We start from the raw sequence: 20,247 nt of genomic DNA, 5'->3' as shown, positions 1-20,247 counted from the left end.
GGGAGAAGAAGGCGGTTTACGCGATGCCGCCGTTGGCGCGCAGCACCTGGCCGTTGACCCAGCGGCCGGCCGGGCCTGCCAGGAAGGACACGACCCCGGCGATGTCGTCGGGCGTGCCCAGGCGTTCCAGCGGCGGCTGGGCGGCCATCCGCGCGATGGTCTCCTCGTCCTTGCCGTCCAGGAACAGGGCGGTCGCGGTCGGGCCGGGGGCCACCGCGTTGACGGTGATGTCCCGGCCGCGCAGCTCGCGGGCCAGGATCAGGGTCATGGCCTCGACGGCACCCTTGGTGGCGGCGTACCCGGCGTAACCGGGGATGGCGAGTGCCAGTACGGAGCTGGAGAAGTTGAGGATCGCGCCGCCCGTACGCAGCCGGCGTACGGCCTGCTGGTCGACGACGAAGGTGCCGCGGATGTTGGTGCGGTGCATTCGGTCCAGGGCGTCGAGGTCGGTGTCGGCCAGCGGCGCCAGGGTCATCACACCGGCCGCGTGGACCACGACGTCGACCCCGCCGTACGTCGACTCGGCGGCGTCGAAGAGCGCCGCGACCTCGGTCTCCTCGGCCACGTCGGCCCGGAAGGCGAACGCCCGGCCGCCGGCCTCGGTGATCGCGCCGACGGTCTCGTCGGCGGCGGCCTGGTTGCCCGCGAAGTTCACGACGACGGCGAATCCGTCGGCCGCCAGCCGCTCCGCGGACTCGCGTCCGATTCCGCGCGAACCGCCGGTGACGATCGCGACGCGGGGGGAGGTTCCGGTGCTTCCGGTACCGGTCTGCTCAGTCATGACGGTGCTCCTCATGTCGGCGGGTAGCGCTGTTCGCCTCCCTACGACAACAACGCTAACACCTATGCCGTAGCGACGCTACCCATTGAAGTAACACCGCTACGGCAAAATCGCACACCGACCAAGCTGGATATGATGCCTGCATGACGGTCAACATGACGATGAGCCTGCCCGATGACGTGGCCGCTTACGTGAAGGCCAAGGGCAACGCCTCCGCGTACACCACCCGGATACTGCGTCGCCAGATGCTCGCCGAAGAGCTGGAGAAGTCCGCGCGAGTGCGGGCCGAGGCCGGGATAGTGACCACCGCGGCGGAGCCCGCCGAGAGCGAGGACGCCACCTTGGAGCGCTGGGCGCGGGTGGCGGGGCGGTGAAGCGAGGGAACGTCTATCAGCTGTCCTTCGCCGGAGGTCCCGCGCACGCCCTGGTGATCTCGTCCGACGCCCTCAACGCCCAGAACAAGACCGCCACCTGCGTACTCGTCTATCCGCAGCAGGTGCGGGAGGCGACGCTCGTCGATATTCCGGTCGGCACGCCCTCGTCGGGCACCATCGTGCTCGGAGAGTTCCGCACGCTGTCCGCGCCCCGGTTCGCCGAAGACCTGGGGCCGGTGGACGACCGCGTCATGGAGGCCGTCGAGATCGGGCTTCGCGCCGTCTTCGATCTGTAGCGCCGCCGCTCGCGACGGACGTCGCCCGGCCCCGTCGCCCCTCGCCCGTCCCCGCCCGCGGGTCAGATCTGGTTCTCGCCGCCGTCGACGTACAGATTGGCGCCCAGCATGAAGCTGCTCTGGTCGGAGGCGAGGAACGCCACCAGCGCCGCGACCTCCTCCGGGCGGCCCATCCGGCCCAGGGCGATGCCGCCGGCGAGCTGCTCCCGGACGGCCGGGGCGTTCTCCTCGCCGAAGAGGTCCGTGATCCCGGGAGTGTCCACCGGGCCCGGCGAGACGGCGTTGACCCGGACGCCGCGGCCCGCGAGTTCGTTGGCCCAGCCCCGCGCGAAGGACCGGACGGCGGCCTTCGTGGCCGCGTACACGCTGAACGCCTCCGTGCCGTTGTCGGCGGCGGTGGACGCGTTGAGGATCACCGAGGCGCCCTCGTTGAGCAGCGGCAGCGACTTCTGCACGGTGAACAGCGTGCCCCGCACATTGACCGCGAAGGCCTGGTCGACCTGCTCCTCGGTGACGTGCTCCAGCGTCGCCAGCGAGGCGGTCCCCGCGTTCGCGAAGAGCACGTCCAGACCCCGGCCCCGGGCGCGGACCGCGTCGTACAGCCGGTCCAGGTCCGCCGAGTCCGTGATGTCGCCCACCACAGCGGTGACCCCCGCCGCCCCGATGGTCTCCACCGCCGCGTCCAGCTCGGTCTTGCGCCGGCCGGTGATGAACACGTGCGCGCCCTCGTCCGCCAGCCGCACCGCGCTCGCCAGGCCGATCCCGGTACCGCCCCCGGTGACGACGGCCGTCTTGCCCTCAAGCTGCCCCATGCGTATGACCTCCATAAACTTCAGTACCGATCGGTACTGATCGATGTGGAGCGAAACCGTAGCACGTTATGCACCGGCCGGTACCGAAGAGGTAGGGTGGGGTCCATGGAGAGCCAGCGGAAAGCGCCGATCGGCCGGCCCAGAGGCTTCGACGCCGACGAAGCCCTCGATCGGGCCATGCGGGTCTTCTGGGCACAGGGCTACGAAGGCGCCAGCCTCACCGACCTGACCGCCGCCATGGGCATCACCCGCACCAGCATGTACGCGGCCTTCGGCAACAAGGACGAGCTGTTCCTCAAGGCCCTGGCGCGCTACGAGGAAGGCCCCGCCTCGTACCTGGGGCGGGCCCTTCGGGAGCCGACCGCCCGGCAGGTGGCCGTCGCGTTCCTGCGTGGCGCCGTCCAGACCTCCACCCGCCCCGGCTGTCCCACCGGATGCCTCGGCGTCCAGGCCTCGCTCGTCGCGGGCGAGCATGCGCGCAACTCCCGGGACGTCCTCACCGCCTGGCGCAACAAGGGCACCGACCACCTTCACGACCGGTTCCGGCAGGCCGTCGACGAAGGCGATCTGTCTCCCGACGTCGATCCGGCGGCGCTGGCCCGCTATCTCATGACCATCGCGAACGGCATCGCCGTCCAGGCCGCCGGCGGCACCACCCGCGACGACCTCCAGTACGTGGCCGACACGGCGCTGCGGAACTGGCCGCCCGCCTGACGACCGCCCCACCCTCCGCCCAGGCCGCCCCGGCCGTCAGCCCGACCGTCAGCCCGGCCACACCAACGACTGCAGCTCCGCGTACGCGTGCAGGGCGTACGAGCCCACGTCCCGCCCCACCCCGCTCTGCTTGAAGCCGCCGAACGGCGCCTCCATGTTGCGGCCGACCGTGTTGACGCCGACGCCCCCGGCCCGCAGCCGCCCCGCGACCCGGAAGGCGCGGGCCACGTCGCCGGACCAGACATAGTCGATCAGCCCGTACTCGCTGTCGTCGGCCAGCGCGACGGCCTCCTCCTCGTCGTCGAAGGGCAGGACCACGACGACAGGACCGAAGATCTCCTCGCGGACCACCCGCATGTCGCTGGTGCAGTCCGCGAGCAGCGTGGGCGCCACGTAGAAGCCCCGGTCGAACGCCGGGCGTTCGCCGCCCGCGACCACCCGCGCGCCCTCCTTGCGGCCCAGTTCGACGTACGACTCGACGCGGTCGCGGTGCGCCGCGGAGATCACCGGGCCGACGACCGTGCCCGCCGCCCGCGGGTCCCCCACCTTCAACTGGCCGATATACGCGGCTAGTTGAGTCACCAGCCGGTCGTACACCGGTCGCTGCGCGAGCACCCGCGTCGGGGCCGTGCAGATCTGGCCGCTGTAGAACGAGAAGGTGGTCCCGATGCCCCGGACCGCCGAGCCCAGGTCCGCGTCCTCGAAGACGATCGCCGCGCCCTTCCCGCCCAGCTCCATCAACTGCCGTTTCATCCCACGCCCGCACACCTCGGCGATGCGCCGGCCGACCGCGGTCGAGCCGGTGAAGCTCACCATGTCGACGTCAGCCGAGTCGACGGCCGCCTCCCCGACCTCCGCCCGCGACCCGCTGACGACGTTCACGACCCCCGGCGGCACACCCGCCGCCTCCAGCGCCTCGGCCATCCGGTACACGGAGAGCGGGTCCTGCGGGGCGGGCTTCACGACGACCGTGTTGCCCATCGCCAGGGCCGGCGCGATCTTGCCGGCCGGGTTCGCCCAGGGGTTGTTGTACGAGGTGATGCAGGTGACCACGCCCACCGGCCGGCGCACGGCGAGGGCCCCCATGACGGCCGCCCCGCCGAACGGTCCCGCCTCGTTGATCTGCGGCGGCAGCGGCTCCTCGACGGGCTCCACGCGCGCGTACCGCTCGAAACGGGCCGCCCCGACCCCCACCTGCATCCCGCGCGCGGTGCCGGTGGTGGCCCCGCTCTCCGCCTGGGCCAGCTCGGCGTACGGGACGAGGTTGCGGCGGATCTCCCCGGCCGCCCGGCGCAGGACGGCGGCCCGCTCCTCGGGTGCCGTGCGCGACCAGGCCCGGAAGGCCTCACGGGCCGCGCCCGCCGCCGCGTGCACCTGGTCCCGCGAGGCCTCCGGAGCCGCCCCGACGACGTCCTCGGTCGCCGGGTCGATCACCTCGTAGTGACCGCCGTCGGGCTCCACCCAAGAGCCACCGATGAACAGCCGCTGCCCCTCACTTACTTGATGACCCGTCACTTCGTACTCACCGTGCGGGTGTCCCGGCCCGAGCGGAGCACCTGGCCGGGTACGGCCCCGGTCACCACGTCGTCGCGTATCGACTCGACGCCATTGACCCACACGGCCGTGACGCCGATCGCCTTCGAGTCGAGACGCGGGCTGTCTCCCGGCAGGTCGTGCACCAGGGTGGCCTTGCCGGCGTCGATCCGGTCCGGGTCGAAGAGCACGAGGTCCGCATGGAAACCCTCCGCGATCCGGCCGCGCTCGCGAAGCCCGAAGAGCTGTGCGGGATCGTCCGTGAGCATCTTCACCGCCTGCTCCAGCGTGACCAGCTGCCTGCCCCGCAGACAGTCCCCGAGGAACCGGGTCGTGTACGGCGCCCCGCACATCCGGTCCAGATGGGCGCCCGCGTCCGAGCCGCCGAGCAGCACGTCCTCGTGCCGCCACGTCTCCTGGCGCAGGGTCCACGAGTCGGGGTCGTTGTCGGTCGGCATGGGCCAAAGGACCGTACGCATCCGGTCGTTGGCGCAGATCTCGACGATGCACTCGAAGGGCTCCTGGCCGCGCTCGGCCGCGATGTCCCGTACGACCCGCCCGGTGAGCCCCTCGTTCGCCGCGCTGTACGTGTCCCCGATGACGTACCGCCCGAAGTCGGCGAGGCGCCGGAAGACACCGGCCTCCTTCGAGGCGGCCCGCCGCAGCATCTCGGCCCGGACTCCGGGGTCCCGGAGTTTCGCGATCCGCTCGGGCACGGGGAGGGCGAGGACGTCGCCCCAGCCGGGGATGAGGTTGAGGGCGCAGAAGGTGCCGAGCGACATGTTCATCGGCGTGAGGATCGGCATCGTGAGGGCCACGATCCGCCCGCCGGCCTTACGGGCCCGCTCGCTCGCCGCCAGCTGCCGTGGCACGCGCTCGGGGACGGCCGCGTCGATCGTCAGGACGTTCCAGTTCAGCGGGCGGCCGGCCGCCGCGCTCATCTCCACGAACAGATCGATCTCGTCGTCGCTGAACTGGTCGAGGCAGCCCGCCACGATCGCCTCGATCTGGGTGCCCTCGCGTGCGCCGACCGCCCGGGAGAGCGCGAGCAGCTCGGCGGGCCGCGCGTGCCGGGAGGCGACGGGCCTGCCGTCACCGTCGGAGTGGGTGGACGACTGGGTGGTGGAGAGCCCCCAGGCACCGGCCGCCATGGCCTCGTCGAGCAGCGCGACCATCGCCGCCAGCTGCTCCCGCGTGGGCTGCCCGCCGACGGCCTCGGCGCCCATCACATACCGCCGCAGCGCGCAATGCCCCACCATGAACCCGGCGTTGACGGCGATCCGCCCTTCGAGCGCATCGAGATACTCCCCGAAGGAGTGCCAGTTCCACGGCGCACCCTGCTCAAGCGCGACCAGCGACATGCCCTCGACCTTGGACATCATCCGCCGCGTGTAGTCGGCGTCGTCGGGCCGCGCCGGATTCAAGGGGGCCAGGGTGAAACCGCAGTTGCCGCCCGCCACCGTCGTCACGCCGTGGTTGAGCGAGGGCGTCGCGTACGGGTCCCAGAAGAGCTGGGCGTCGTAGTGCGTGTGAGGGTCCACGAACCCGGGCGCGAGTACGAGCCCGGAGGCGTCCTCACTCGTACGGGCGGCCTCGCCGACGGCCCCGACCGCGGCGATCCGCCCGTCCCGTATCCCCACGTCCCCGACAAAGGCGGGCCCACCCGACCCGTCGACGACGGTCACACCTTTGATCAGATGGTCAAGCACCAGAGCCCCTTCTCTCCCTGTACCTTCTGGCTTGCAGCGGGCGCACTCACCAAGGGGCGCGGGGAACTGCGCGACCAGCCACAACGGCCCGCACCCTCCGACGAACGTCAGCCCGCCGCCCGGAACCGAGTGGTCCGATGCACAGGATCCGTATCGATCTTCGGAATGACGTGCTCCCCGATCAGCCGAATCGTCTGCAACGTCTCCGCCTTCGGCACCCCGACAGGCAGTCCGAAGCTGAGCTGGTCGGCCCCCGCCTGTTCCCACCGCTTGCACTGCGTGAGCACCTCGTCCGGATCCCCGCAGATCAACAGCTCCTCCGCGATGAGCAGTTCGATGAACTCCTCGTTGTACTCGGGCAGCGTCTCCGGCCACACGGGGAACCCCTCGGGCCGCGGAAACGTGTCGTGGTAGCGGAAGACGAGCGAGGGCAGATAGTGCAGCCCGCCGCTCACGGCGACCCGTACCGCCTCGTCGTGCGTGGGCGCGCACACCGCCGTCGTCGTCACCATCACGTTGTCGTTGACGAAGTCCCCGACCGGCTCCGCCTCGACGACGGCCGTCTTGTACTGCTCAAGCACCCACTCCATGTCGGAGACCTTCTGCACGCTGAACCCGAGCACCCCGAGCCCCTTGCGGGCCGCCATCGCGTACGAGGGCGGCGACCCGGCGGCGTACCACATGGCGGGGTGCGACTTCCCGTACGGCTTCGGCAGGATCTTGCGGGGCGGGAGCTGCCAGTGCTTGCCCTGGAACCCGACGTACTCGTCCTGGAGCCACATCTTCGGGAACTCGGCGATGGTCTCTTCCCAGATCTCCTTGGTGTAGTTCATGTCGGTGATGCCGGGAAGGAAGCCGAGGATCTCGTGCGAGCCGGCCCCGCGCCCGCTGCCGAACTCGAAGCGGCCCTCGGTGAGATGGTCGAGCATGGCGACCTTCTCGGCGACCTTCACGGGGTGGTTGACCTGGGCCAGCGGGTTGAAGATGCCCGAGCCCAGGTGGATCCGCTCGGTGGCGTGCGCCAGATAACCGAGGTAGACGTCGTTCGCGGAGAGGTGCGAGTACTCCTCCAGGAAGTGGTGCTCGGACGCCCAGGCGTACTTGAAGCCGGACTTGTCGGCCTGGATGACGTACTCGGTCTCCTCCATCAGCGCCTTGTGCTCCGCGAGCGGATCGGTCTCGGCCCGCTTGCCCACGTATCCCTGTACAAAGAGCCCGAATTCCAAGGAGGTTCACCGTCCCCTGTCCGTCGTGCCGCTTCACCTGACGCACCGTCAGATTAACTTGCCGCCGACTGTGGCACCGCACCCTCGAAGCGTCAATACCTGATGGCTCGTCACATCAGGGCGGTCACATGACGCTGACCCCCGCCAGCCACCCCCCGTCGATCACGAACGGCTGTCCGGTGATGTAGGAGGAGTCCTCGCAGGACAGGAAGAGGGCGAGCCGGGCCACTTCCTCGGCCCTGCCGATCCGCTCCAGCGGGACGAGCTTGCGGTACAGCCGGGCGATGGCCGCGGAGGCGGCCTCCGAGGCCGCCGCAGCCGCCTCGGTGGTCGTCGCCGGGTCGAGCAGGGCCGGATCGGTCATGGCGGTGTCGATCGCGCCGGGACAGACGGCGTTCACGCGGATGCCCTTGGCGGCCAGCTCCAGCGCGGCCACGCGCGTGAGGCCGACGATCGCGTGCTTGGTCGCGGTGTACGCGCCGACGTACGCCATGCCGGTGAGCCCGGTGTACGAGGCGGTGTTGACGACGGTCCCGCCGCCGGCCGCCTCGATCTCGGGGGCCAGCGCCCTGATACCGAGGAAGACGCCGACCTGGTTGACGCGCACGACCTGCATGAACTCGTCGAGGGGGGTGTCGACGAGGGCGTTGAAGCGCAGGATGCCGGCGTTGTTGACGAGCCCGTCGACCTTCCCGTACGCGTCCTTCGCCGCCGCCACCGCGGCCACCCAGTCGTCCTCCCGGCTCACGTCCAGGTGGACGTAGCGGGCACGGGCGCCCAGCTCCTTGGCGAGCGTCTCCCCCTGCTCGTCGAGCACGTCCGCGACCACGACCTCGGCGCCCTCCTCGACGAAGAGCCGCGCTTCCTGCTCGCCTTGCCCACGCGCTCCGCCGGTGACGAGGACGACACGTCCGTCGAGCTTGCCCATGGGTACTCCTTCAGAGACGCGGACACGGGACACGGGCACACGCCCTTTCCGCCGCACCGCCACCAGGCGACGGGCAGGCATCCCAAGGCATCCCCATGCTCGTATCTGACGCTCCATCAGACAAGGGGTGGGAGAGCTTCCACGAGGGCCGCGGACGGGATGCCTTTTGCCACGGGTGATCACCCCATGGGGTCGTCGCCGATCTGGAGTTCGCTCACCCATCCCTGGGCGGCCGTGAGGCTGGGAGCGGTGCCGACCGGCTTGTACGCGAACCCGCTCCACTCCTCCAGGACGCGCGGCTCATCGGGCCGGAGGTGACTGGCGCCGCCGTGCACCGGCCGGTGGCGTCGGTAGATGTCCATCGGCGGGCGGCGCCGCTTGTCGTACGCGGCGAACGGGTTGGCGGCGTCCACGCGCGGGACGGCGCGTGACGGCTGGTTCGACGGTCCGGGTCGGCTGTGCTTGCCCATGCCTCGATGCTCTCAGGCCGCGATCGTGGTCGGCCTGGCGGCGGCGAGTTCCTTTGCCCGGTTCCTTACGTCGTCGACCGCGGCGGTCTCGTACGGGCGGGCCGCGTCGTCGAGCGCCTGGTGGGCTGCGGTGGCAGCCTGCTCCGGCTCGCCCTCGTTGAACAGTGCGGCGGCGAGGCCGACGCGGTCCATGACTTTCACGCGGTCGAAGCCGGGCTTGCGCAGTTGCAGCGCGTTCTCGAAGTGGGTGCTCGCGGTTCGGCGGGGACGGCCGATCCCGGTGAGGTCACGGGCGGATACCGCGCGTGCGCCGGCGTGTTCTGCGGCGTCGAAGTAGCCCACCCACTCCGGCACGTCGTCGCCGAGCCCGTCCGCCAGGAGCTCATCGGCGGCGCCGAGGTGCGTATCCGCGTGGCGCTCGTCACCGAGGGCCGCAGGGCGAATTCCGGACGACGTGTGCCGAGTTCCGTCGTGCCGCCCAGCCCCCTCAGACGCGGTTCACTTCTCCTGATCAACGACGAACGAGCCTTGCCCCAGCACGGTACGGAGCCTGCCCTCCGCGCGAAGAGCGGCCACGGCCTTCTGCACCGTCGACGCGGCAACGTCGAACTCGGTGGCAAGGTCCACCACGGCGGGAAACCGGCTGCCAGGGGGGTACGTGCCGACGTCGATTCGGCGGCGCAGCTCGTCCGCGATCTGGGGCCATACGGGCCGGCCACGGTCAAGATCCATGTCGTGAACGTATGCGTCTTCGCGTAAACGAGCGACCGCGAATGCGCGAATACGCGTATGCTCAGCAAGGAAGAAGACCCCGGCGGCCTGGCACGGCCCCGGGGCATGGCCATCAGCTGAAAAGGAGCTGACGACAGTGAGCATTATCCACGCGTTCCTGCTATGGATGCTGGGCGTGATCGCGCCCGGTACCGGCAGGCGGCGGGCCGACTCCCGCCTCGTCGTCCCCCCGACACCTCTGCCGGAGCCCCTCGGGGCCGCCGTACCTCGACTCCCGGCCCCGCGTTCCCCGTACGGCCTGCACGGCCTGCTCGACGGGAGCGTTTCCCCCGGGGTTCGGCCCTACCTCCTCGCCGCCGACTTCGGTATCGACCTTGACCGGCATGTCGTCGGCGCCGAAGGAGTGGTGGCGTGTTGAGGACGCCGGAGGCGCACGCGGCGCTGTCCGCCGAGTGCGCGCTCGCCGGGCGGCCCGGTGACGAGGACTTGCACCAGAGTTGCCGCCAGACGTCCGACGTACCACTGCCGGGCGCCATGGGCTGCTGCTGATGTCCCGCTGCCCATGCTCCTGCCACGCGCCGGGCATGGGCGGTGGGGCTCGGTGAAGGCTGGGCGGTACCCGGAAGGAGAGGTGTCCCGGCTGACGATCCGCACCTACCGGGTCAGCCCCGACAGCGACGAACCCGACGGCCAGGTCGAGGAGCGCACGGTGACGAGCAGGCATGACAGCGGGCGGCCGGCAGATGCGCACGAGTGGCCCCCGTGCCGCTGTGTTCTCTGCCGGACCGGCCCGAGCGGCTGGGCCCCGGCATTCCGGTAGCGGTTGCACGAGGGGTCGCCCAGTCCCCGGTCCACAGGACTGGGCGACCTCTACAACAGGCGACCCCTACAACAGCGGTGCCACCTCGGCGCCGAACGCGGCCATCTGCTCGGTCAGTTCGGCGCGGCTGCGGCTGCGGAACCGCACCTGGATCTGATGCACGCCCATCGCCCGGTACGCCCGCAGCGACTCGGCGATCGCCTCCGGCGTGCCGGTGAGCGTGCGGCGTCCCACCTCCCACGCGGCCCGTCCGACGTACAGCGGCTCGGTGATCGCGCCGACAGTGAGCGGGCGGGTCACACCCGCCTCCTGGCGCAGTTGCCCGAGCCGGGCGATCTGCGCGGGCAGCCGCTCCCGCGGGTCCCCCTGCGGCAGCCAGCCGTCCCCTCTGACCGCGGCCCGCCGGACCGCCGCGGGCGAGGAGCCGCCGACCCACACCGGCACCCGTTCCTGGGTCGGCCGGGGTCGCTGGCCCAGGCCCTCGAAGTCGTACAGCTTGCCGTGGTGGGACGGGAACTCGTCGGGGCCCAGGGCCGCCCGCAGGGCATCGACGCACTCGTCGAGGACCGCCCCGCGCCGCTCGAAGTCCGCCCCCAGCGCCTCGAACTCCTCCCGTACGTGTCCGGCGCCGACCCCGAGGATCAGGCGCCCGCCGCTCAGGTGGTCGAGGGTCGCGTACTGCTTGGCGGTGGCGAGGGGGTGCCGCAGACCGACGACCGCGACATGGCTGAGCAGCCGTACCCGCTCGGTGACCCCGGCCAGGAAGGCGAGGGTGGCGACGGGGTCGTACCAGACGGTGCTCATCGCGGCGGCGAGCCGTCGCGGGACGGCGACGTGGTCGCAGCTCGCGACGTACGCGAAGCCGGAGGCGTCCGCGGCCCGGGCGATCTCCACCAGATCGGCCGGGCCCGCGTCGGCCTCCCACGCCTCGGCGTAGAGGGTGCTCTGCGACTGGACCGGGAGCTGTATCCCGTACTCCAGCCGCCCTTCGTGTCCTTCGCGCCCTTCATGCCCTTCATGTCCTTCGGGCGGGACCTGCATGCGCGGCACCCTTCGGTTGACGGGCCGTCACCTCACTCGGGCGGCTCGGTGGCTCCCATCGTCTTAGCTGACGGTCCGTCAGACAAGGGGTGTGCGCTTCTTGCCGGTGAAGGGCTAGGTGAAGGGCTACCGGTCGCCGCGCAGATAGCGGGTGACCATGTCCACCAGCTCGCTCTCGAACGTCTCCACCGGGATGGCCCGCGGGTCGGCCATGAGCTTGTGCGTGTTCAACTCCACCGTGAACACGACCAGTTCGGCCGCCGTGTCGAGGTGCCGTACCTGGACGTCCGGATGCCGGGCGAGGAGATCACGTACCTGGCCGACCCGAACCTTTCCGTGCCGGTCGATCGTGTCGAGCAGTTCCTGCGACAGCGGCGCCACCTCGATCATGATCCGCAGCAGCTCCGGATCGTCGCGGTGGTTGTCGATCGCGTCGCGGACCAGTGCCCGCACCGTCGCCTCCAAGGTCCCGGGCGACAGGTCGAGTTGGTCGGCCTCCGTCCACGTACCGCGGTCGATGTGCCGCACCAGCAGTTCGGCGAGGATCGCGTCCTTGTTCGGGAAGTACTGGTACAGCGAGCCGATGGAGATGCGCGCGCGTTCGGCGATGCGGTTGGTGGTGCCCGCGGCGTAGCCGTACTCGACGAAAACGTGAGCAGCGGCGGCGAGGATGCGCTCGCGGGTGAGCTCCGCACGCACCTGGCTGGGCTTGCGACGTGGCTGAAGACGACGGTCGGCCGACGGCATCCGGAGACCTCCTGGGGGCGTGAAAAGCGAGTAGCCAGAGAGCTGAGCTATTGTTCACAATAGTGGCATGACCTGCGAAAATGAGGACGTGTCCACTGAGGGCGGCGGGCCGGCATGATCCCCAAGGTTCAGCTGCCCGAGTCGCGCACCATGATCACGCTGGAGGTGCGCCGTCGCGAGTTCCTCACACCGGGCTTCGCGAGCGTCACCCTCGGCGGGCCGGCCGTCCGGGACCTCACCGTCGCCGGCAACGACCAGGGGGTCCGCCTGTTCTTCCCACGCGAGGGACAGACCGCGTTGCGGATGCCGACCCTCTCGAACGAGGCCTGGATCGCCCAGCTCCTGCTGCTGCCCAAGTCGGTCCGCCCGTGGGTCCGCAATCTGACGATCCGGCGCGCGCGGCCCGCGGACGACGAGATCGACATCGAGTTCGCCCTGCACGGTGACTCGCCCATGGCGTCCTGGGTGCGCCGGGCCGAGCCGGGCTCCCCGGCGGGCATCTTCGACATCGGCACCACCTACCGGCTGCCGGAGCCCACGGACGGGCAGCAGGGCGGACGGCTGGACGGGCAGCAGGGCGGGCGGCAGGAGGGACGGCTGGACAGGCGCCTGGACGGGCAGCTGCTGGTCGGCGACGAGAGCGCGTTGCCCGCCATCCTGTCGATCCTCGACGGAACACCGCCCTCCCTGGCCACCGAGGTCTACCTGGAGGTGGCGACCGCGGCCGACATCCGGTCCGTCGACGCGCCGGCCGGCACCCGCATCCACTGGTTCAGCCGCGATGACGAGAATCTGCGGCCCGGCACCCTGGCACTGGACGCGCTGCGGCACGCGTCGCTCCCGCCCGGCCGCTTCTACACCTGGGCCGCGGGCGAGTCCCGGCTGGCCACGGCAGTGCGCCGGCATCTGGTCAACGACCGTGGCGTGCCCAAGCGAGACATCTCGTTCGTCGGCTACTGGCGCCTGGGCCGTTCGAGCCCCGGCTGAGCCGTCCGAACCCGGCCGGCTCGCTCCAGTCCGCCCCAGTTCGCCCCAGTTCGCTCCAGTTCGCTCCGACTGAAAGGAACTCTTGTGCAGCAAGACACGGCAGCAGGTGAGCAGCAGGTGGGAGCAGACCGGTCGGGCACTCCGCGCCGGCTGACGACGGTGGACGAGGTCGAGGCGACCGTCGGCCGCCCCGCGTCGGCGATCATGCTCAAACAGATCAGCGTCCTGGACGAGGGGTGCCGGACCATACTCGCCCGGTGTCCGGTCGCGGCCTTCGGCTACCGGGATGCCGACGGCACCAGCCGGACGACCTTCATCGGGGGCACGCCGGGGTTCGTACGGGTCCACTCGCCCACCCGGATCTCGTTCGTGCTGCCCGAGTCCGGCGATCCGCACGGTCCGGTGTCCTTCTTCTTCCTCCTGCCGGGCGTCGGGGAGATCCTGCGCGTCAACGGCTCGGTGGCCACCCGCAAGGGCCGCGATGGCCGCAGGGGCGGGGAGACGACCGTCGACGTCGAGGAGGCGTACGTGCACTGCGCGCAGGCGGTCCTCCGCTCCCGGCTGTGGCAGCCGCCCGCCCCCCTGGCCGAACCGGCCGCCGGGGTCACGGGTGACGGGCCCCTCGGCCGGCCCGGGGTCGCCGACTTCCTGGCGGCGGCACCCTTCCTCGCCCTGTCCACGTGGGACTCGTCCGGCGGGAGCGACACGAGTCCGCGCGGGGACCGGCAGGCGGTGGCTCGCATCCTGGACGGTCGCACGCTCGTCATCCCGGACCGCAAGGGCAACAAGCGCGCCGACACGCTCCACAACCTGCTGCGGGACGACCGGCTCTCGTTCGCCGCGCTCGTGCCGGGGCGCAGCGGTGTGCTGAAGGTCCGCGGACGCGGGACGATCACCGACGATCCCGCGCTGCTGGAGACGATGGCCCTGCGCGGGATGCCTCCGCACCTGGCGCTGCTCATCGATGTCGAGTACGCCGAGGTGTCCGGCAGCGACGCCCTGGTGCGCTCGCGGCTGTGGACGCCGGGCGCGCGCCTGGACGGCGGTCCGATGCCGGACATGATGGCGCTGGCGGGCGCCCACCTCGCCGCAGGTTCGGCCGAGGCCGACGGCGGGCCGCCCGCGTTCCTGCTCAGGGCCGTCGCGGCGATCCCGGGAATGACCCGGTTGCTGCGGCTGGTGGCGGACCGCGCCTACCGTTACGGACTGCGCAAGGAGGGCTACGAGGACGTCGAGGACGTCGAGCCCGGCGACGGACAGCCCGGGGGCGGCCGTCCCGGCGGGGGCAGGTGGCCCGGTGGAGGCAGGTGGCGCCGCGTCGTGCCTCGGCGAGGTCGTTCCGACGCCGGCGCCGGCGCCGGCGGGACCGGGGGCCTTCCTGCGTCAAGGACACCCCTGCGGGAGGTGCGCGTCGCCGAGGTGCGCCGCGAGACTCCGAGCGCGGTCACCCTCGTACTGGAGGACGTCGGTGAGAACCAGGAACCGTTCGACTTCCGGCCCGGCCAGTTCTTCACGCTGGTCGCCGACTTGGACGGCCGCCCGGTGCGACGGGCCTACTCGGCCTCGTCGGTGCCCGGTTCGTCCCGCCTTGAGGTCACCGTCAAGCAGGTGGCGGGCGGCCGGTTCTCCACCCACGTGCACCGGAGCCTCCGCGCCGGGGACCGCCTCGCGGTGCGTGGCCCGTCGGGGTCCTTCCACGCCGAGCCGCGGCCACCGGACGAGATCGTGCTCGTCGCGGCGGGCAGCGGTGTCACGCCGATGATGAGCATGATCCGCACCCGGCTCGCGGCCCGGCCCGGCCACGGCCGGATCGCGCTGCTCTACAGCAGTCGCAGCGAGAGCGAGATCATCTTCGCCGACGAGCTGGCCCGGCTGGCGAAGGACCATCCCGACCGGCTCGCGGTCACCCATGTCCTGACCGGCAGGGACGGCCGACTCGACGCGGACGGCGTACGCCGGTGGATCACCGGCCTTTCCCCGGCCCGGGACGCCCACTACTACGTCTGCGGTCCGGGACCGCTGATGGACGCCGTCCGGGGCGTCCTGCCCGCGCTCGGGGTTCCTGACGAGCAGGTGCACCACGAGACGTACACCAGCAGCGCGGACACCGGGACCACGGCGACGACGACGGCGACGACGGCGCCGCAGGAGATGACCGTCGAGGAGGACGGGCGCCCCGTCGGCACGGTGATGGTCGAGCCCGGTCAGACGCTGCTCGAAGCGGGACTCGCCGCGGGGCTGCCGATGCCCTACTCGTGCACGGTCGGGAACTGCGGCGACTGCATGGTGCGGCTGCGCGGCGGCGAGGTCACGCAGAACGAGCCGAACTGTCTGACCCCGCGGCAGAAGGCCGACGGCCAGATACTCACGTGCGTGACCTGCCCGCTGTCGAAGGTCATCCTCGACATCACGGAACCGTGATCGCGGACCCCTGATCGCCGCCGACACCTCCTCCGCTATTCCACGGCCTTCCGCTCCGCCGCCGCCCAGAGCCCGTCCTCCGTCAGGCCCAGCAGCTCGATCGCGTTGCGCCGGACGATCCGGTCGACGACGTCCGCGTCCAGGTGGCCCATCTGGGCCTCGCCGACCTCGCGCGACTCGGGCCAGGTGGAGTCGGAGTGGGGGTAGTCGGTCTCGTAGAGGACGTTCCCGACGCCGATGGCGTCCAGGTTCCTCAGGCCGAACGCGTCGTCGAAGAAGCAGCCGTACACGTGCTCGGTGAAGAGTTCCGAGGGCGGGCGGTGGACCTTGTCCGCGACGCCGCCCCAGCCGCGATTCTCCTCCCAGACCACGTCGGCGCGTTCGAGGATGTACGGAATCCAGCCGATCTGGCCCTCCGCGTACATGACCCTGAGGTCGGGGAAGCGTTCGAACTTGCCGCTCATCAGCCAGTCGACCATCGAGAAGCAGCAGTTGGCGAAGGTGATGGTGGAGCCGACGGCGGGCGGCGCGTCGGCCGAGGTGGAGGGCATCCGGCTGCTCGACCCGATGTGCATGGCGATGACCGTGCCGGTCTCGGCGCAGGCGGCGAGGAGCGGATCCCACTCGTCCGTGTGCACGGAGGGCAGTCCGAGGTGCGGGGGTATCTCGGAGAAGGCGACGGCCCGTACGCCGCGGTCGGCGTTGCGCCGCACCTCCCGCGCGGCCAGTTCCGCGTCCCACAGCGGGATGAGGGTGAGCGGTATCAGCCGGCCCCCGGCAGCCGGACCGCACCACTCCTCCACCATCCAGTCGTTGTAGGCGCGCACGGAGAGGAGCCCCAGTTCGCGGTCCTGGGCCTCGGTGAAGGTCTGGCCGCAGAAACGGGGGAAGGTGGGGAAGCACAGGGCGGACTGGACGTGGTTGACGTCCATGTCGGCGAGGCGCTGCGGGACGTCGTACGAGCCGGGGCGCATCTGCTCGTACGTGATGATCTCCAGCTTGATCTCGTCCCTGTCGTATCCGACGGCGGTGTCGAGACGGGTGAGCGGGCGGTGCAGGTCCTCGTAGACCCACCAGTCGCCGATCGGTCCTTCGTCCCCGGGGCTGCCCATGACTGGCGCGAACTTGCCGCCGAGGAAGGTCATTTCCTTCAGTGGGGCGCGTACGATGCGTGGCCCCTTGTCCTGGTACTTCGACGGGAGCCGGTCCTGCCAGACGTTGGGGGGCTCCACCGTGTGGTCGTCCACCGAGATGATCTTCGGAAAGGTCTCCATACGTTGCACGGTAGCGCTCATCTGACGGAGCGTCAGCTATCGGGCGGACTGTCTCTGGAATGCGAGGGCCGCATCGCGGAGTTGCGACGACGGGGTGTGGGCCCTGTGAGGGGTTTCACGAACTTGGCATGGCGACCTGTGATCGGTGTCTCCCACGGCTGACGCATCCGCCATGGACAAGGCAAACTGGCCTGTTGTCACGACGGTTCGGCAGGGGGGACAGCGATGGACGGTGTACCGCGGGTACCGGAGCAGTGGCGTCCCGAGGATTCGGCGGCCCTCCGCTTCAGCGTGCTCGGCCCGGTGCGCGCCTGGCGAGGGGCTCAGACGCTGCCTACGGGGTCGCCTCAGCAACGCGCCCTGCTGGCCGCCCTGCTGCTCCGCGAGGGCCGCACGGCCACCGCGGGCGAGCTGATCGACGCCCTGTGGGGTGACGACCCGCCGTCCCAGGCACTGGCGGCCGTTCGTACGTACGCCTCACGGCTGCGGAAGATCCTCACGCCCGACGTGCTGGTCAGCGAGTCGGGCGGCTACGCGATCCGGCTCTCCGACGCGATCAGCACCCTGGACCTCGTCCAGGCCCAGGAACTGGCAGCCGCCGCCGAGAAGGCGAAGGTCGCCTTCGACCTGTGCCACGCGCGCGCCCTGCTGAACGAGGCCCTCGACCTGTGGGACGGAGAGGCGCTGGCGAGCGTCCCGGGCCCCTACGCGGAGACCCAGCGCACCCGGCTGCAGGAGTGGCAGCTGCAACTGCGCGAGTCACGCCTGGACATGGACCTCGAACAGGGCTGCCACGCGGAGGCCGTCTCGGAGCTCACCGCGCTCACCGCCACCCACCCCCTCCGGGAGCGCCTGCGCGAGCTGCTGATGCTCGCGCTGTACCGCTCGGGCCGGCAGGCGGAGGCCCTGGCCGCGTACGCGGACACCCGGCGACTGCTGGCGGACGAACTGGGCGTCGACCCGGGCTCCGACCTCCAGGAACTCCAGCAGCGCATCCTCCAGGCGGACCCGGGCCTCGCGAAGCCGTCGGCGCCGCTGGTCCCGGAGAGCGCGGCCACTCCGGTGCGCCCCGCCCAACTCCCTGCGACCGTCCCGGACTTCACCGGCCGGATGTCCTTCGTGTCCGAACTGCGCGAGGTGCTCGCGACCGCCGAGGGGCGGGTCATGGCGGTGTCCGCGCTGGCGGGCATCGGCGGCGTGGGCAAGACGACGCTGGCCGTCCATGTCGCGCACCAGGCGCGCGGCTCCTTCCCGGACGGACAGCTGTACGTGGATCTGCAGGGCGCGGGCGCGCGAGCGGCCGAACCCGGAGCGGTACTGGGCGCCTTCCTGCGCGCCCTGGGCACCGCGGACACCGACATCCCGGACTCCCTGGAGGAGCGGGCGGCCCTGTACCGCTCGACTCTGGACGGCCGCCGCATCCTGGTGCTCCTGGACAACGCCCGGGACGCGGCCCAGGTCCGGCCCCTGCTGCCCGGTACGGAAGGCTGCGCGGCGCTGGTGACCTCGCGGGCGCGGATGGTCGACCTGGCCGGCGCGCACCTGGTCGACCTGGACGTGATGTCCCCCGAGGAGGCGCTCCAGCTCTTCACGAAGATCGTGGGCGCGGAGCGGGTCGCGTCGGAACGGGAGTCGGCGCTGGACGTGGTGGCGGCCTGCGGCTTCCTGCCGCTGGCGATCCGGATCGCCGCGTCCCGGCTGGCGGCCCGGCGTACGTGGACGGTCTCGGTCCTCGCGGCGAAGCTCGCGGACGAGCGGCGGCGCCTGGACGAGCTCCAGGCCGGCGACCTCGCCGTGAAGGCCACCTTCGAGCTGGGCTACGGGCAGTTGGAGCCGGCCCAGGCCCGCGCCTTCCGGCTGCTGGGCCTCGCGGACGGCCCGGACATGTCGCTGGCCGCCGCCGCCGCGGTGCTGGACCTTCCGGTGGAGGAGACCGAGGACCTGCTGGAGTCGCTCGTCGACACCTCGCTGCTGGAATCGGCCGCGCCGGGCCGCTACCGCTACCACGATCTGGTCCGACTCTACGCGCGTGCGTGTGCGGAGAGGGACGAGCAGCCGCCCGGTGAGCGGGGCGCCGCGATGTCGCGGCTGCTGGACTTCTACCTGGCCACGGCGGCGGAGGTCTATGCCATCGAGCGGCCGGGCGACCGGCTGGTGGACCACCTGGCGACGACGGACTACCCCGGGCTGAGGTTCACCGAGGGAAGCGCCGCCCTCGACTGGCTCTACACGGAGGCCGCGCCACTGCTGGCCTGCGTACGGCAGTCGGCGGGTACGGCGCTGCTGCGGCGGGCGGTCGACCTGCTGTGGGCCGCCAAGGATCTCACCGAGTCGGGCGCCAACTCCCACCAGTACGAGACGACGGCCAGGGCGGTGTGCGACGCCACGCGCGCCGCGGGGGACGCCCGCGCGGAGGGCAGGGCGCGCACGACGCTCACCAACGTCCTGCTGGTCTCAGGACGGATCCAGCAGGCGGCCGAGCAGGCGCAGCTCGCCATGGACCTCGCCGCGACCGCCGGGGACGCCATGGCCATGAGCTGGGCGGCCAACGACCGGGGGCTCACCCTCATGCACCAGGAGCAGTACGCGGACAGCAAGCGGTTCTTCGAGCAGGCCATAGAGGGTTACGACGCGATCGGCAACAAGCCGCTCGAAGCGCTCAGTCTGTGCAACCTGTCGCGTGCCCATCTCGGCATGGGGAACGTCCCGATGGCGGTGGAGATCGCGCAGCGCGCTCTCGCGACCTATCTCGCGATCGGCCGGACCCTGCGTCTGGCCAACGGTCACTTCACGCTGGGCATCGCGCTGTCCAGGGCCGGCCGGCACTCCGAGGCGCTCAGCCAGCTCTCCGACGCCCTGTCCGTCTTCAGCAGCCACCGGCAGCGGCTCTGGGAGGGAACCACCAACTTCCGGATGGCGGAGGTGCACCTGGCGGCCCGCCGGCCCGCGCAGGCGGCCCAGCACGCCGAGCAGGCGCTGGCTCTCGGCTGCATCGGCGGCGACCGGATGCAGGGCGTCGTCCTGACGCTCCTGGGCCGGGCACTCACGATGCTGGGGCAGGTGGACCGGGCCAGGGCCTGCTGGCGCGAGGCGCTCAACCTCCTTGAGCAGAGCGGCGGCGACGCCCAGGCGGAGGAGGTCCGGACGCTGCTCACGCCCGCCACGGCGGCGTGAACGGCGGCGTGAACGGCGGGCCCGCGGCCCGGCTGGTTGCCGACTGGGGGCGGACTGGTTGCGGACGTTCAGCATTCGTTTATCTCGGCACGGCACTCTCATACCTGTCACACCGTCGCGTCGGGGGGCAGACGGTCTGACCGGGAGCCGAAACGGCTAGTGTGCGGCTCCGAACGCCCGTCCAGGGACCCTCGGGGGAGTCTCTGGA

General features: G+C 71.3%; 20 protein-coding genes. 8 read left to right on the top strand and 12 right to left on the bottom strand.

Annotation, left to right across the window (positions count from 1 at the left end; all coding sequences use genetic code 11):
* Window positions 1-16: 16 nt before the first annotated feature.
* Window positions 17-781 carry an SDR family oxidoreductase gene (locus AOK01_RS17250; RefSeq protein ID WP_055512556.1) on the bottom strand — a complete coding sequence of 255 codons (765 nt, stop codon included), beginning with the start codon at window positions 779-781 and terminating at the stop codon, window positions 17-19.
* A gap of 143 nt (window positions 782-924) precedes the next feature.
* Between AOK01_RS17250 and AOK01_RS17245 the strand changes: the two genes are divergently transcribed.
* Complete coding sequence (locus tag AOK01_RS17245) at window positions 925-1,155, top strand: hypothetical protein (protein WP_055512554.1); 231 nt, start codon at window positions 925-927, stop codon at window positions 1,153-1,155.
* Window positions 1,152-1,451, top strand: a complete 300-nt coding sequence (locus AOK01_RS17240; protein ID WP_055512552.1) for a type II toxin-antitoxin system PemK/MazF family toxin — start codon at window positions 1,152-1,154, stop codon at window positions 1,449-1,451. Before AOK01_RS17245 ends, AOK01_RS17240 begins: the two co-directional genes overlap by 4 nt.
* A gap of 62 nt (window positions 1,452-1,513) precedes the next feature.
* Here AOK01_RS17240 and AOK01_RS17235 read toward each other — a convergent pair whose 3' ends face one another.
* Window positions 1,514-2,263, bottom strand: coding sequence for an SDR family NAD(P)-dependent oxidoreductase (locus AOK01_RS17235; RefSeq protein ID WP_055512609.1), 750 nt, complete (start codon window positions 2,261-2,263; stop codon window positions 1,514-1,516).
* Between the two features lie 105 nt (window positions 2,264-2,368).
* Here AOK01_RS17235 and AOK01_RS17230 point away from each other — a divergent pair, with 105 nt between their 5' ends.
* The gene (locus tag AOK01_RS17230) at window positions 2,369-2,977 is read left to right on the top strand and encodes a TetR/AcrR family transcriptional regulator (RefSeq protein ID WP_055512550.1); all 609 of its coding nucleotides are present in this window, start codon (window positions 2,369-2,371) and stop codon (window positions 2,975-2,977) included.
* Window positions 2,978-3,025: 48 nt separating this feature from the next.
* Here the strand turns inward: AOK01_RS17230 and AOK01_RS17225 are convergent, their stop codons facing one another.
* The 7 genes from AOK01_RS17225 to AOK01_RS17195 all read right to left on the bottom strand — a co-directional run bounded on the left by AOK01_RS17225 (window position 3,026) and on the right by AOK01_RS17195 (window position 9,575).
* Window positions 3,026-4,492, bottom strand: a complete 1,467-nt coding sequence (locus AOK01_RS17225; RefSeq protein WP_055512548.1) for an aldehyde dehydrogenase family protein — start codon at window positions 4,490-4,492, stop codon at window positions 3,026-3,028.
* Entirely contained in the window at window positions 4,489-6,219 is a 1,731-nt protein-coding gene (locus AOK01_RS17220; RefSeq protein WP_055512547.1) for an N-acyl-D-amino-acid deacylase family protein, read from the bottom strand. Before AOK01_RS17220 ends, AOK01_RS17225 begins: the two co-directional genes overlap by 4 nt.
* A 107-nt stretch (window positions 6,220-6,326) precedes the next feature.
* Window positions 6,327-7,445 (bottom strand): LLM class flavin-dependent oxidoreductase, encoded by a 1,119-nt coding sequence (locus AOK01_RS17215; protein WP_079103487.1) that lies wholly within the window; start codon window positions 7,443-7,445, stop codon window positions 6,327-6,329.
* Window positions 7,446-7,569: 124 nt separating this feature from the next.
* A complete protein-coding gene (locus AOK01_RS17210) occupies window positions 7,570-8,373 on the bottom strand; it encodes an SDR family NAD(P)-dependent oxidoreductase (RefSeq protein ID WP_055512543.1) in 804 nt (267 codons plus the stop codon).
* A 179-nt stretch (window positions 8,374-8,552) separates the two neighbouring features.
* Complete coding sequence (locus AOK01_RS17205; protein WP_055512541.1) at window positions 8,553-8,843, bottom strand: DUF6087 family protein; 291 nt, start codon at window positions 8,841-8,843, stop codon at window positions 8,553-8,555.
* A gap of 12 nt (window positions 8,844-8,855) precedes the next feature.
* Entirely contained in the window at window positions 8,856-9,287 is a 432-nt protein-coding gene (locus tag AOK01_RS17200) for an NsdA family TPR-like regulatory protein (RefSeq protein WP_483855244.1), read from the bottom strand.
* A gap of 54 nt (window positions 9,288-9,341) precedes the next feature.
* The gene (locus AOK01_RS17195) at window positions 9,342-9,575 is read right to left on the bottom strand and encodes a GntR family transcriptional regulator (protein ID WP_055512607.1); all 234 of its coding nucleotides are present in this window, start codon (window positions 9,573-9,575) and stop codon (window positions 9,342-9,344) included.
* Window positions 9,576-9,711: 136 nt separating this feature from the next.
* Between AOK01_RS17195 and AOK01_RS17190 the strand changes: the two genes are divergently transcribed.
* Together AOK01_RS17190 and AOK01_RS41240 are read left to right on the top strand one after the other, a co-directional pair.
* Window positions 9,712-9,993, top strand: a complete 282-nt coding sequence (locus AOK01_RS17190; protein WP_055512537.1) for a hypothetical protein — start codon at window positions 9,712-9,714, stop codon at window positions 9,991-9,993.
* The gene (locus AOK01_RS41240; RefSeq protein ID WP_245702289.1) at window positions 9,987-10,124 is read left to right on the top strand and encodes a hypothetical protein; all 138 of its coding nucleotides are present in this window, start codon (window positions 9,987-9,989) and stop codon (window positions 10,122-10,124) included. The genes AOK01_RS17190 and AOK01_RS41240 overlap by 7 nt, the downstream gene beginning before the upstream one ends.
* Window positions 10,125-10,461: 337 nt before the next feature.
* On the opposite strand, the gene AOK01_RS17180 is transcribed toward AOK01_RS41240, so the two are convergent.
* Window positions 10,462-11,436, bottom strand: a complete 975-nt coding sequence (locus AOK01_RS17180; protein WP_055512533.1) for an LLM class F420-dependent oxidoreductase — start codon at window positions 11,434-11,436, stop codon at window positions 10,462-10,464.
* 126 nt (window positions 11,437-11,562) lie between these two features.
* A complete protein-coding gene (locus AOK01_RS17175; protein WP_055512532.1) occupies window positions 11,563-12,183 on the bottom strand; it encodes a TetR/AcrR family transcriptional regulator in 621 nt (206 codons plus the stop codon).
* Window positions 12,184-12,297: 114 nt separating this feature from the next.
* Between AOK01_RS17175 and AOK01_RS17170 the strand changes: the two genes are divergently transcribed.
* Together AOK01_RS17170 and AOK01_RS17165 are read left to right on the top strand one after the other, a co-directional pair.
* Window positions 12,298-13,170 (top strand): siderophore-interacting protein, encoded by an 873-nt coding sequence (locus AOK01_RS17170; RefSeq protein WP_055512530.1) that lies wholly within the window; start codon window positions 12,298-12,300, stop codon window positions 13,168-13,170.
* 117 nt (window positions 13,171-13,287) lie between these two features.
* Window positions 13,288-15,591 carry a 2Fe-2S iron-sulfur cluster-binding protein gene (locus AOK01_RS17165; RefSeq protein WP_055512605.1) on the top strand — a complete coding sequence of 768 codons (2,304 nt, stop codon included), beginning with the start codon at window positions 13,288-13,290 and terminating at the stop codon, window positions 15,589-15,591.
* Window positions 15,592-15,626: 35 nt separating this feature from the next.
* On the opposite strand, the gene AOK01_RS17160 is transcribed toward AOK01_RS17165, so the two are convergent.
* Entirely contained in the window at window positions 15,627-16,865 is a 1,239-nt protein-coding gene (locus AOK01_RS17160) for an amidohydrolase family protein (RefSeq protein ID WP_055512529.1), read from the bottom strand.
* Between the two features lie 225 nt (window positions 16,866-17,090).
* Here AOK01_RS17160 and afsR point away from each other — a divergent pair, with 225 nt between their 5' ends.
* The gene (gene afsR, locus AOK01_RS17155) at window positions 17,091-20,039 is read left to right on the top strand and encodes an SARP-family global regulator AfsR (protein WP_055512527.1); all 2,949 of its coding nucleotides are present in this window, start codon (window positions 17,091-17,093) and stop codon (window positions 20,037-20,039) included.
* The last annotated feature ends 208 nt before the right edge of the window (window positions 20,040-20,247 follow it).

This window comes from Streptomyces aurantiacus (assembly GCF_001418335.1).
Classification (GTDB): domain Bacteria; phylum Actinomycetota; class Actinomycetes; order Streptomycetales; family Streptomycetaceae; genus Streptomyces; species Streptomyces aurantiacus.
The sequence above is the reverse complement of the archived record's forward strand: the minus strand, read 5'-3'. Positions and strand labels throughout refer to the sequence as shown.